General features: G+C 75.2%; 16 protein-coding genes. 10 read left to right on the forward strand and 6 right to left on the reverse strand.

The window, feature by feature from the left end; translation table 11 throughout:
• Positions 1 to 187: 187 nt before the first annotated feature.
• The 4 genes from ACFUEL_RS25030 to ACFUEL_RS25045 form a co-directional block, all read right to left on the reverse strand.
• Positions 188 to 505, reverse strand: a complete 318-nt coding sequence (locus ACFUEL_RS25030) for a hypothetical protein (protein ID WP_380238996.1) — start codon at positions 503 to 505, stop codon at positions 188 to 190.
• 38 nt (positions 506 to 543) lie between these two features.
• Complete coding sequence (locus tag ACFUEL_RS25035) at positions 544 to 1,596, reverse strand: terpene synthase family protein (protein ID WP_380238997.1); 1,053 nt, start codon at positions 1,594 to 1,596, stop codon at positions 544 to 546.
• A gap of 265 nt (positions 1,597 to 1,861) precedes the next feature.
• On the reverse strand, positions 1,862 to 2,173 hold the full coding sequence (locus ACFUEL_RS25040) for a hypothetical protein (RefSeq protein ID WP_380238998.1): 312 nt from the start codon (positions 2,171 to 2,173) through the stop codon (positions 1,862 to 1,864).
• Complete coding sequence (locus ACFUEL_RS25045) at positions 2,170 to 2,724, reverse strand: RNA polymerase sigma factor (RefSeq protein ID WP_380238999.1); 555 nt, start codon at positions 2,722 to 2,724, stop codon at positions 2,170 to 2,172. The genes ACFUEL_RS25040 and ACFUEL_RS25045 overlap by 4 nt, the downstream gene beginning before the upstream one ends.
• Before the next feature lie 359 nt (positions 2,725 to 3,083).
• Here ACFUEL_RS25045 and ACFUEL_RS25050 point away from each other — a divergent pair, with 359 nt between their 5' ends.
• The 4 genes from ACFUEL_RS25050 (at position 3,084) to ACFUEL_RS25065 (ending at position 4,905) form a co-directional block, all read left to right on the forward strand.
• Positions 3,084 to 3,866 (forward strand): GntR family transcriptional regulator, encoded by a 783-nt coding sequence (locus ACFUEL_RS25050; protein ID WP_380239000.1) that lies wholly within the window; start codon positions 3,084 to 3,086, stop codon positions 3,864 to 3,866.
• Between the two features lie 189 nt (positions 3,867 to 4,055).
• Positions 4,056 to 4,247, forward strand: coding sequence for a hypothetical protein (locus tag ACFUEL_RS25055; protein WP_380239001.1), 192 nt, complete (start codon positions 4,056 to 4,058; stop codon positions 4,245 to 4,247).
• A 59-nt stretch (positions 4,248 to 4,306) separates the two neighbouring features.
• Entirely contained in the window at positions 4,307 to 4,609 is a 303-nt protein-coding gene (locus ACFUEL_RS25060) for a hypothetical protein (RefSeq protein WP_380239002.1), read from the forward strand.
• Positions 4,606 to 4,905 (forward strand): hypothetical protein, encoded by a 300-nt coding sequence (locus ACFUEL_RS25065; RefSeq protein ID WP_380239003.1) that lies wholly within the window; start codon positions 4,606 to 4,608, stop codon positions 4,903 to 4,905. Before ACFUEL_RS25060 ends, ACFUEL_RS25065 begins: the two co-directional genes overlap by 4 nt.
• 99 nt (positions 4,906 to 5,004) lie before the next feature.
• Here ACFUEL_RS25065 and ACFUEL_RS25070 read toward each other — a convergent pair whose 3' ends face one another.
• Entirely contained in the window at positions 5,005 to 5,373 is a 369-nt protein-coding gene (locus ACFUEL_RS25070) for a VOC family protein (protein ID WP_380239004.1), read from the reverse strand.
• A gap of 86 nt (positions 5,374 to 5,459) precedes the next feature.
• Here ACFUEL_RS25070 and ACFUEL_RS25075 point away from each other — a divergent pair, with 86 nt between their 5' ends.
• Both ACFUEL_RS25075 and ACFUEL_RS25080 read left to right on the forward strand, forming a co-directional pair.
• Positions 5,460 to 5,876, forward strand: coding sequence for a DUF4440 domain-containing protein (locus tag ACFUEL_RS25075; protein WP_380239005.1), 417 nt, complete (start codon positions 5,460 to 5,462; stop codon positions 5,874 to 5,876).
• 52 nt (positions 5,877 to 5,928) lie between these two features.
• Positions 5,929 to 6,345 carry a nuclear transport factor 2 family protein gene (locus ACFUEL_RS25080; protein WP_380239006.1) on the forward strand — a complete coding sequence of 139 codons (417 nt, stop codon included), beginning with the start codon at positions 5,929 to 5,931 and terminating at the stop codon, positions 6,343 to 6,345.
• Positions 6,346 to 6,448: 103 nt separating this feature from the next.
• On the opposite strand, the gene ACFUEL_RS25085 is transcribed toward ACFUEL_RS25080, so the two are convergent.
• Entirely contained in the window at positions 6,449 to 6,982 is a 534-nt protein-coding gene (locus ACFUEL_RS25085; protein ID WP_380239007.1) for a GNAT family N-acetyltransferase, read from the reverse strand.
• A gap of 347 nt (positions 6,983 to 7,329) precedes the next feature.
• Here ACFUEL_RS25085 and ACFUEL_RS25090 point away from each other — a divergent pair, with 347 nt between their 5' ends.
• The 4 genes from ACFUEL_RS25090 to ACFUEL_RS25105 all read left to right on the forward strand — a co-directional run bounded on the left by ACFUEL_RS25090 (position 7,330) and on the right by ACFUEL_RS25105 (position 11,138).
• Positions 7,330 to 8,061: a response regulator transcription factor gene (locus tag ACFUEL_RS25090; protein WP_380239011.1), complete on the forward strand. Its 732-nt coding sequence runs from the start codon at positions 7,330 to 7,332 to the stop codon at positions 8,059 to 8,061.
• Positions 8,058 to 9,515: a sensor histidine kinase gene (locus tag ACFUEL_RS25095; protein ID WP_380239008.1), complete on the forward strand. Its 1,458-nt coding sequence runs from the start codon at positions 8,058 to 8,060 to the stop codon at positions 9,513 to 9,515. The genes ACFUEL_RS25090 and ACFUEL_RS25095 overlap by 4 nt, the downstream gene beginning before the upstream one ends.
• 28 nt (positions 9,516 to 9,543) lie before the next feature.
• Positions 9,544 to 10,635, forward strand: coding sequence for a hypothetical protein (locus ACFUEL_RS25100; protein ID WP_380239009.1), 1,092 nt, complete (start codon positions 9,544 to 9,546; stop codon positions 10,633 to 10,635).
• A gap of 119 nt (positions 10,636 to 10,754) precedes the next feature.
• Positions 10,755 to 11,138 (forward strand): hypothetical protein, encoded by a 384-nt coding sequence (locus tag ACFUEL_RS25105; RefSeq protein WP_380239010.1) that lies wholly within the window; start codon positions 10,755 to 10,757, stop codon positions 11,136 to 11,138.
• Positions 11,139 to 11,292: the final 154 nt, after the last annotated feature.

Consider the following 11,292-nt stretch of genomic DNA (forward strand, 5'->3'; position numbering starts at 1 on the left):
CGCCGCCCGCACCGGCCTGGCCGGCGTGCCCGCCCGCTGGCTGGACGCGCAGGAGCCCCTGCCGCCGCTGTGACCGCGCGGCGGCGACGCCGTGGCGGCAGGGGCCCTGGTTCCGAGTACCCGACCCCCGAGTGCCCGGGTCCGGGCTATGGCTCCGCGTGTCCGGCTACGACTCCGCGGGTCCGGACTACGACTCCGCAGGCAGGTCGAGGCGGAACGGTCCGCCCGGCCGCTCCGGGTCCCAGCCGCGGGCGCGGGCGAGGCGGACGGCGGCGGCGATCCGGGCCGGGGTGACGCCGGTGGCGGGCAGGCCGAGCCAGTTGCCGGGGTGGGCGCACGGGAAGCGCAGCAGCAGGACGGCGCCGGCCCCGTCGGCGCGTTCGACGGCCGCGGTCAGCGGGCTCTCGCCGATGCCCTGCCCGTAGCTGGGTCGGCGGCGGATCGTCCAGCGGTACGGCGCCCCGTCGACCGTGAGGGGACGGGAGCCCTTCCTGCGCAGCGCCAACGTCCCGCCTCCCCCTGCCCGTTCGGCCCCCCGGCAGCCTACTCGCGGCCCCGGGGCGGCGGGACGGGCTGCGGGCGGTAGCGGGCGGTGGCGGCCGTCCAGTGCAGCAGGGCGTGCGCGAAACGGACCAGGGCCCGGACGTAGCAGCGTACTTGGGGCGGCCAGTGGGAGCCGCGGGCGATGCCTTCGGCGAGGAACTCCAGGGTGGTGAGTTCGGCCTCGCAGAGCGCGGCGACCTTGGCGGCGGCGGTGTCCCGGGGCAGCCGCTCGTGCACCTCCAGTGCGCTCAGCAGGTTGTTGCCGTGCCCGGCGGCGGTCTCGACCCGGTACGAGCACAGGTCGTTGGCCCAGCCGATCAGGTGGTCCAACCTGGCGCGCAGGTCGACGAGTTGGGGGTGGTGGTGGAACTGCGCGGACAGGTCGAGGCGGTGCGCGAGTTCGACCGCGCCGGTGGCGCAGCGGACGGCGCCGTCCTGGTCCCGGTGCGAGAGGTACTGCGAAACGGTGGGGGTGGCGCCGCGCAGGCGCAGGAAGTCGAGCGAACTCTCCAGGTAGCTGCGGAAGTCGGCGGTCTGGCGGGCCCGCCAGGACGGCCCGGCGAGGGCGATGCTGTCCTGCCACAGGGTGCGGAACGCCCGGGCCAGCGCGGTCGCGGGCGCGGGCGGGACGGCGCCGGGGCCGAGCTCCGGGCCGAGCAGCGCGGTGAGTTCGCGGACGGTGCGGTCGGCCTCGTCGGACGGGTCGCCGAGCCAGTGCCGGTCGAAGTGGTCGTCGAGGATCCAGCCGAGCAGCAGCCACTGGGTGCCGGCCCGCAGCGCGGGTCCGAGCGGGAGGTCGCCCCAGCAGCGCGCGGCCAGCTCCAAGTGGCCCTGTTCCAGGAGCCGTTCGAGGCCCTCGCGGTCGAGCAGCCCGGTGCCGGACAGCCAGTGCACGGCCTCCTCGCGGAGCGCGTCGGCGTGCGGGTGGGCGGCGGGCAGCGGGACCCGGTCGAGCAGCCCGGCGAGCGGCCCCGCGAGTGGTCCGGGGACCGCTCCGGGGAGCGCTCCGGCCGGGAGGCGGTGCGCGGCTGCGGGGCTCGCGGCGTGGCTCATGGCGGGGTCCTCCTCGGGTGCGCGTCCGGCACGGGTCCGGTACGGGTCTGGCGCGGGGTCCGGCGCGGGTCCGTTCGGGCACGTCGCCGGGTCCGTCACCGGGCCACCACAGGCCCGTCGCAGGCCCGGAGCGGGCCCCGGGCGGGTGCGTCCGGGCCCGCCGCCCGACGGGACGAGTCTGCTGGACCGTCCCGGCCGGGCGGCGCAGAACCGTCGACCGTTCCCCCACCCGGCGGATCACTGCGCTGATCCGATGATCGGCCCGCTACCGTCCCCCGGCCCGGGGCGCGATGCTGCACCGGCCGTCCGCGCACTCGCGCCGCAACCGGCCCCGCGAGACGGTCTGGAGCAGCCCGATCGCCCAGCACATCGGGCAGCCGCGCAGGGCGAACAGCCCGACCGGGACGAGCAGCAGCGCCACCACGCCGACCACCGGCAGCAGGCCGAGACCCGCCGCGACCGCCCCGAACCCGACCGCGCCGCGCAGCAGGTGACGCGGCAGCGAGGCGCTCGCGAAGTCCGGCCGCCCGTCCGGCCGCCCGTCCGTCGCGGGCTCGCCCGTCCACCGCCCGGTCACCGCACACCGCCCGGGAGGTCGGCGAGTTCGGCCCGGACGGCCGCCCGGGCCCGGTGCAGCCGCGACTTCATCGCGGCCGTGCTCAGCCCGAGCGCCTCCGCCACGGCCCGCCCGCCGAGCCCCTGCAGGTCGCGCATGATCAGCACCCGGCGCTGATCGGCGGGCAGCCCGGCGATCGCGGCGGCCACCCGCTCGGTGTCGAGCCGCCGCAACGCCTCCTGCTCCGCCGAGTCCACCACCCCCGCCGCCCCGTCCGGCAGTTCGGCGACGACCCGCCGGGGCGCCCGGACCCGGCGCAGGCACTCGTTGCGGACGATCCGGAACAGCCAGGACGCGAGCGCCCCGGTCGCCCGCAACATGCCGATCCGCCGGTACAGCACGATCAGCGCCTCCTGCGCGGCGTCCTCCGCGTCCTCCGGGCTGGCACACAGCGAGTGCGCGAACCGGCGGACGTTCGGATGCGCCCCGGCGACCAGCACCGCCAGCGACTCCCGGTCACCGCCGCGCGCCGCCCGGATCACCTCCTCGCCGGGCCAGGCGGTCTCAACCACGGCTCCCCCGCTTCCGCTTGAGCACCAGCACACAGGTGCAGAGCAGCACCGCACCCGCACCGACCAGCACAGCAACCATCATGACGCCCTCCGGGCCCTCGTCCGTACCACCCGCCGTCCGGCGCGTGACACCCATAAGAGCCCCGACCCCCCGAAAAGGATTCACCCCACCCGCACTTCCGCGCCCCGCCCCCGCACCGCCCCCCGGAGTCAGGAGCCGGGAGCCCGTGGAATCAGCCCGGGGCCGCGTCGTCCTCTCGCACCACCGCGCCTGCAACGGGAGCGTGGCGAAGTGGCGTTGACTACGGCTTCAGGACGCTGTTACTCATGTACAGGAGAAGAGGAGCCCTGAAGGAACCATGGCGAGCAGCGAGCCGGCGGCGTCGGCGAAGGCGAAGAAGTACCTCCAGATCGCGGACGACCTGGCGACGGAGATCAAGGCGGGCATCCTCGCCCCGGGCGCTCCGGTGCCGAGCGAGGCCGAGTTGATGCAGCGCTACGGAGTCGCGTCGGGCACCGTGCGCAACGCCATCGCCGAACTGCGGACGGCGCAGTTGATCGAGACGTACCACGGCCGGGGCTCCTTCGTCCGCTACCGTCCCCCGGTGCAGCACAGGTCGTCGGACCGGTTCCGGCGGGCCCACCGAAAGGCGGGGAAGGCGGCCTACCTCGCCGAGACCGAGGCGTCCGGCGGCACCCTCTCCGTCACGGTGCTGTTCATCGGCCCGACCGAGGCACCGGCCGACATCGCCGAACGGCTCCAGGTCCCGGTCGGCACCCGGGTCCTCGCCCGTCGGCGGCGGTACTTCCGGAACGGCGTGCCGACCGAGGAGGCCACCTCGTACCTGCCGTGGGACGTGGTGAAGGACATCCCGGAGATGTTCGCCGAGAACCCGGGCGGTGGCGGCATCTACCAGCGCCTGGAGGAACACGGGTTCATACTCGCCGAGTACGAGGAGACCGTCCGGGCCCGGTTGGCGACCAAGGCCGAGGCGGTCGCGCTGGCGCTGAGCCCGGGTGCGGCGGTGATCCACCTGGTGCGGGAGGTCGTCACCACCACCGGCCGCGTGGTCGAGGTCTGCGACACCCTCATGGCAGCCGACCATTTCGTTCTCACCTACCAGGCTGCCGTCACGGACTGACGGTCGATCAAGTCCGGTGGCCCGCCGCGGGTTTCTCCTCGCGGCGGGTTTACTTATATAGAGGACTAGGGCACTCTTCTACTCGTGACTCCTCTACATGAGTACATGTGGTGGTCTCATATAGATACCCATGCCGTCACCGCGCCTCTGCGCACCACTTTCCGTGCAGCCATCCGCGAGGTCACTGCCATGCCTGATCACCAGTACCCGAGCCGGAAGCCCCGACTGACGATCCGGGTCTACCGGGTCCAGCCCGACGGAACCCGGGTTCCGGTCTCCTCCTGCTTCTCGAACGAGGAGGAGGTCCTGCCGCTGGTCTCCGCGCTGACCTGGCCGCCCTGCGCGTGCCCGCGTTGCGCCGCAGCCGCCGACGCGGCCTGAGCACGTCCCACCACAGCATCGAGAAAGGCAAGCAAGTGCTGTACACCGGACAGCCGTTGGTGGCTGTTGACGTTCTGCAACGTTTCCTGCGGGACGGGTTCGCCGACTCCGAGCGGGCCTCGGACTCGTTGGAGCGCGCCTTCTGCGCCGCCCGCCTCGACCCGCCGCCCGGCCTCTCGCCGGTCTACCGCCCCGATGTCGCGCCGGAGGCCGCCGGCCTGGCGCTGGGGTACGCCGGGCTGCCGTGGGCGCAGCGGCTCGCCGAGGCGCTGGTCGAACTCGCGCTGCTGCGCGGCGAGTTCACCGTCAACGCCCCCGCCGCTGTCCGGACGGCCTCGCCCGAACCGGGGGCCGTCTCGTGAGCGGTGGCACGTTGCGGCAGCGCGCCTGGGAGATCGCCGAGCAGCTCGCCGAGGCCGGGGCCGGCGAGGCCCGACTGACCGTCGTCCCGGACGGCTACCGCGTCGAACTGACCGTCGTCCGCCCCCACGACGGGACCGGCGACGGCTCCGACGACCACCGGGCCGTCCTCAAGGCGCTCGCCCTCGGCGACCGCTGGGGCCACACCTACACCCCGCCCTCCCGCAACCACGGCACCCCGCGCGAGACCGTCTGGAGCGAAGTCCACCACGAAAAGCCCGGCCCGCAAGGCGGTTGATCCGGCCCGCCTTCTCTCGGCCCCGTCCGCACGCGTGGTGACGAACGGGGCCTCGGCCGCTGTTCCGGGCCGGCGGGTCGTCCTACCGGGCCCTCCGGTTCAGTTGCCGCGTTCCGCCTGGCTGCGCTCCACGCAGAACTCGTTGCCCTCGATGTCGGCCAGCACCACCCAGCCCGTTCCGTCCTCCCGGCGCCGGTCGTCCACCAGGGTGGCGCCTATGCCGACCAGGCGCTCGACCTCCTCGTCACGGGTGTGCTCCTGCGGCTGGATGTCGAAGTGGATCCGGTTCTTGCCGGCCTTCTTCTCCGGCACCGTCACGAACAGCAGGCCCGCGGCCTGGATCAGCGCCTGCGGGTCGCCCGGGAAGTCGTCCTCGTGGAGCGGCTGGCCCAGCACCTCCGACCAGAAGGAGGCGAGGCGGTAGGGGTCGAGGCTGTCGATGGTCACGTGCTTGATCAAAGATGTCATGCCCGGGATTCTCAACGGTCGGGTAAGGACCCGCAAGCCCGTTTCCTCCTGTCGTTTCCCCGCCCGTGCGCTGTACCGTTCACCCCATGCCCGAGACCGATCCCCTCACCAAGGGCGAACTCGACCGCCTCACCGCCGAGTTCTTCGCCGCCTTCGACAACCGGAACGGCGGCCCGGCCGACGTCGGACGGCTCCGGCGGCTGATGCTGCCCGGCGGCGTCATCGTGGTGACCGCGCCGCGCTACGCCGCCTACAGCGTCGAGGAGTTCATCGCCCCGCGGGAACTGCTGCTCTCCGACGGCCGGTTGACCGACTTCCACGAGTGGGAGACCAGCGAGCGCACCGAGATCGCCGGGGGCGTGGCCTGCCGGATCGGCACCTACCGCAAGTCCGGCCTCCTCGACGGCGCACCCTACGAGGGCACCGGCACCAAGACCTTCCAGTTCGCCCGCACCCCGGACGGCTGGCGGATCACCGCCTTCTCCTGGCACGACGAACCGTGACCCCGCACCGAACCGCACCGAACCGGACCGAGCCGAACCGGAAGGAACGCCCGTGCCGTTCACCCTCGAAGACCGCCTGGCCGTCGCCGAACTGATCGCGCTGCACGGCCACTTCGTCGACGACGGGGAACTCGACCGGCTGGACGAGCTGTTCACCGCCGACGTGGTCTACGACCTGACCGACTTCGGCCAGCCCCCGCTGTCCGGGGTGGCCGCCGTCCGCGAGGCGGCCCTGGCCCTGGGCGCGGCCAACCCCGTCGCCCACCACGTCACCAACGTCGTCATCACCTCCTGGACGGACGACCGGGCCCAGGTCCGCTCCAAGGGCCTGGGCGTCCGGGCCGACGGCTCCTGCGGCTCCGTCTCCTACCAGGACACCGTCGTCCGCACCCCCGACGGCTGGCGGATCAGCCACCGCCGGATCGTCCTGCGCCGCATCCCGCTGGGCGGCCTGTCCGAGCCCGCCTGAACGACGGACGCCCGACCCGCGCCCCGCCCCTCCCGCTCCGCCCCGACCTGTCCGATCCGTCCCGGCCCGCCCTGCCCCCGCCCGGCCCGGCTCGCCCAACCGACTACGCGTACGGGGCGACGGCGCGCAGGTCCAGGGTGTAGCGGTCGAACCGGGTGCCGTCCTCGCCGCGCGTCGGCGGGGCGGGGGCGAACCCGGCCCGCCGCGCCACCGCGGCGGACGCGGGGTTCTCCGGATCCACCTGGATCACCGCCTCCGCCCCGCCCGCGCCGGCCGCGTACCGGGCGGCCAGCAGGACGGCGCGGGTGGCCAGGCCGCGCCCCCGCCAGGCCGGGTAGAGGCCGTAGGCCACGTTGACCTGGCCGGGCAGCAGGCCCTCCCCGGTGAACCGCAGATCGACCGTGCCGGCGAGCACCCCGCCGTCCCCGGCCCGGATGCCGAACGCCCGGAGCGGACCGGCGGCCTCCCACTGCTCCCGGCAGTGCCGGAGGTACGCCTCGACGCCCTGCCGGGTGCCGGGGCCGCCGTTGAGCCAGCGGACGAGTTGCTCGTCCTCGCCCTCGAGGTGTGCCTCGGCGTCGTCCGGGCCCAGCGGCCACAGGGTGACCGTCCCGTCGGAGAGTCTCACTTCGCGCATCCCGTGATTCTCGGCGCCCCGGCCGGGCCGTGGCAACGACGCCACCGGGTCGGCAGGCCGGCGGCCCGGCGGAACCCCGCCGTGGTCGGGCGCGTCCGTGCTGTGCGAGAGTCGTGTCCCCGCGGAAGCGGGTCTGCGGATCGGCGGGTCTGCGGGCCGGCAGGTCAGCGGGCCGGCAGGTCGGCGGGCCGGCAGGTCGGCGGGCCGGCAGGTCAGCGGGCCGGCAGGTCGGCGGGCCGGCGGGTCTGCGGGCCGGCGGGTCTGCGGGCCGGCAGATCGGCAGGTCAGCGGGCCGGCAGGTCGGCGGGTCGGCGGTCGTTCGGGTGGAGGTGTGGCAGGTGAGCGGTGTGGCCGGGCGGGTGCTGGTGGTGGACGACGACGCGGGGATCCGGCGGAGTCTGGAGCGGGGGTTGCGGCTGAGCGGCTTCCGGGTCGCGGTCGCGTCGGACGGCGCGCCGGCGTTGGCCGCGCTGGCCGAGGAGCCGCCGGACGTGCTGGTGCTGGACGTCGGGCTGCCGGGCCTGTCGGGCACCGAGGTGTGCCGGACGCTGCGGGCCCGGGGGGACGACACTCCGGTGCTGATGCTCTCCGCGCTGGACGAACTGGCCGATCGGGTGGCCGGGTTGCAGGCGGGCGCGGACGACTACCTGGTGAAGCCGTTCGCCCTCGAGGAGTTGGTGCTGCGGCTGCACGCGCTGCTGCGCCGCCGGCCGCCGCAGTCCTCGGACCTGATCCGGGTCGGTCCGCTGCGGATCCACCCGGAGACCCGGCAGGTGTTCTGGGCGGAGGAGGAACTCCGGCTGACCAGGCGCGAGTTCGAGCTGCTCGCCCAACTGGCCCGGAACGCCGGGATCGTGCTGTCCCGGGAGGTGCTGCTGGACCGGGTGTGGGGCTACGACTTCGAGGTGCGCAGCGATGCGGTGGACACCTTCGTGTCGTACCTGCGCCGGAAGTTGGAGGCGGGCGGCCGCCCCCGGACGGTGCACACGGTGCGCGGGGTGGGCTTCGTGCTGCGGGCCCCGGAGGAGGGACCGCGCGAGGGGTCGCGGGCCCCGGGCGAGGGCGGGGCGGCCCGGTGAGGCTGTCGACCAGGATCGCGATCGGGGCGGCGGTGCTGGTGCCGCTGCTGGTGGCGGCGGCCGGGCTGCTGCTGCTGCCGCTGGTCGGCGCCGACCTGCACCGCCGCCAGGACGCGCAGTTGAACACCCGGGCGGCGGCCGTGCTGCCGAACGCCCGTGCGCTGCTGGCGGCGGACAGCCGGGGCCGCCCGAAGGCCGAGCAGAACCAGCAGCGCAAGCTGGTGGACGCGGCGCTGGACGCGGGCGTCCGGCTGGCCGCCGCCGACGGGACGGTGCTGCTCTCGGCGGGTTCGCAGCCGGACGACCCGCTGCTGCTCCCGGACGCGCCGGACGGCAAGGTGGTGACGATCCGTCAGGGCGGTTCGTCCTGGCGGGTGTTGACCGCCCGGGTGACCGGTGGCAGTACCAGCGGGACGCTGTGGGTGCTGGCCCCGGCCGGGGAGCCGGCCGAGGAGCTGCGGGCGGTGCGGCGGCGGGTGCTGCTGGTGGCGCTGGTGGCGGCGCCGCTCTCGGGGCTGGTCGCCTTCGGGCTCGCCGAGCGGGCCACCCGGCCGCTGCGCCGACTGGGCCGCCGGGCGGCCGGGTTGGACCCGCGAACCGGGCACGCGGTGTTCGCGCACGCCCGGACGGGCACCGCCGAGGTGGACGAACTCTCCGCCGCGATCGCCCTGTTGCTGTCGCGCTACGACGAGCAGGCGGCCCGGACGGCGCAGGCCCTGGAGACCGCGCGCTCGTTCTCCTCGGCGGCCTCGCACGAGCTGCGCACCCCGCTGATGAGCCTGCGCACCAACCTGGACGTGCTGGCCGCGCACCCGGACCTGGCGGCGGACGAGCGGGCCGAGGTGATCGCCGAGTCGCAGCAGGACCACGCCCGGATGCTGGACCTGCTGAGCGCGCTGTCGGCGCTGGCCCGGGGAGACCTGGTGGAGGTCTCCGAGTTCGGCCCGGTCGACCTCGCCGAACTGGTGGACGCCGCCGTCGCCGAGGCCGCCCGCCGCCGCCCGGACACCGTCTACCGCACCGAACTCCCGGCCGAAGCACGGGTGTTCGGCTGGGACGCGGGCCTGCGCATCCTGCTCGCCAACCTGCTGGGCAACGCCGCCGTGCACGGCCGCACCGCCGACCGCCCGGCCGAGGTGGACGTCCGCCTGCGCGTCGAGGGCGACACCGCCCGGCTGACCGTGGACGACACCGGTCCCGGCGTCCCGCCCGCCGAACGCGCCGCCGTCTTCCACCGCTTCCACCGCCGCCCGGACAGCCCCGGCTCCGGCCTCGGCCTGACCCTGGTCGCCCAGCAGGCCGCCCTGCACCGGGGCACCGCCCGCGCCACCGACCGCCCGGACGGCCCCGGCGGCCGCTTCGAGGTCCTGCTGCCGCTGCTGCTGCCCGCCGACTCCTCGACCGCGCAACTCCCCTCTCCCCGGGACTGGCTGAGCGGCCGAGAGGACCACTGACCCGGCGGACGGGTGGCAGGATGCCCGGATGGAAGCAACGAAGCAGGTCCTCGTGTCGGCCGCCCGGCTGCTGGGCACCGACCTGTCCGAGCCCGTCGACCTCGGCGGCAGCCGCCGCACCAGCGTGCTGCGCTGCCGCACCGGCGACGGGCGGTCGGTCGTGGTCAAGGCGTACACCGGCGGGCCGGACGCGCTGCGCGCCTTCACCGCCGAGGCGGCCGGGCTCACCCTCGGGCTCGCCGGCCCCCGACTGCTCGCGGTCGACCCGGAGTCGCCGCTGCTGGTGCTGGAGGACCTCGGCGCGGCACCCACCCTGGCCGACCTGCTGCTCGGCGAGGATCCGCGGGCCGCCCGGGTGGGCCTGCTGACCTGGGCCCGCGGGCTGGGCCGACTGGCGGCCGGCTCGGTCGGGCGGCAGGAGGAACTCACCTCGCTGTGGCGGAAGTTCGACACCGGGATGCCGACCTGGGCGGAGCAGCCGTGGATCGCGGAGAACGCCGCCCGGTTCCCCGAGGTGCTCGCCGCGGCCGGGGTGCCCGTCCCCGCCGGGCTGCCCACGGAGCTGGCCGCGGTCGGCGTCGCGGGCGGCGAGGCGTACCCGGCGTTCACGCCCGGCGACACCTGCCCGGACAACAACCTGCTCACCGCCGACGGCCTGCGGCTGCTGGACTTCGAGGCGGCGTGCTTCCAGTCGGTCTTCCTCACCGCCGCGTACTGCCGGATGCCGTTCTCGTCCTGCTGGTGCGTCTTCGACCTGCCGCCCGGACTGGCCCGGCGGGTCGAGAACGCGTACCGGGACAAGGTCGTCCCCGTGTACCCGGAGCTCGCCGACGACGCGCGCTGGGAGGCCGGGATGCGGGACGCCGTCGCCGTCTGGACGGTCAACGCCACCGTGCTGCTGCTGCCCCGCTCCGCCGAGGACCGGCCGATGCACCCGACCCGCCGCCCCGTCCCGACCCGGCACCAACTGCTGCGCCACCGCTGGGAGGCGGGCGCCCGCCTGGACGGCCGCCCGGCCCTCGCCGCGGCCTTCGACGGGCTGCTGCGCGAGGTCGCCGCCCGCTGGAAGGCGGACCCGCTGCCCGGCTACCCGGCGCTCCGGAACGCGGCCGTGGACTGACCCCTCCCCCACCCCGCCGTCGCACCGGCCGCCGTTCCACAGGGTTTCCACAAGAAGGCCCCCTACCGTCGGGCCCGGCCGGGGGATCCGGCCGGGATTCGGAGTGGAAGGGGATACCCATGCGCATCAACCGGGCGGCGGCCGCCGTCGGAGTGCTGGCGCTGGCGGGCGCGTTCCTGGCTGCGGGGCCCGCGCAGGCGGCGGGCGGGGCGCCGAAGGGGGACGGGGCGAAGGCGGTCTGCAAGCGGCTGCCGAAGACCCAGGAGCGGGTCGACAAGGCGCTGACGCGGCTGAACGGCGACGCCACCGTCAACGGTTCGGTGGCCCGGCTGCAGCAGCGGGTGGACGACGCCCACAAGGCGGGGCACGCCGAGATCGAGAAGTACCTGAACGACCGGCTGACCTTCCGCCGCAGCCTGCTGCCGACGCTGCAGACCCGCAAGGCGGACCTGACGGCGGTGGCCGACTGGTGCGCGAAGAACGCCCCGGCGGCCGGGAAGTGACCCGTCGGCCCGCCGCCGGACGCGCGGCCCTGGCGGCCCTGGCGCTGGCCTGCGCCGCCCTGCTGACGGCCTGCGGCCCGACCTCCGGCAAGGCCGGCTCCGGGGGCGGCGCCGACGACGCGCAGGTCCAGCAGATGCAGCAGAAGGTGGACGC

Source organism: Kitasatospora sp. NPDC057198 (genome assembly GCF_042670125.1).
Classification (GTDB): Bacteria; Actinomycetota; Actinomycetes; order Streptomycetales; family Streptomycetaceae; genus Kitasatospora.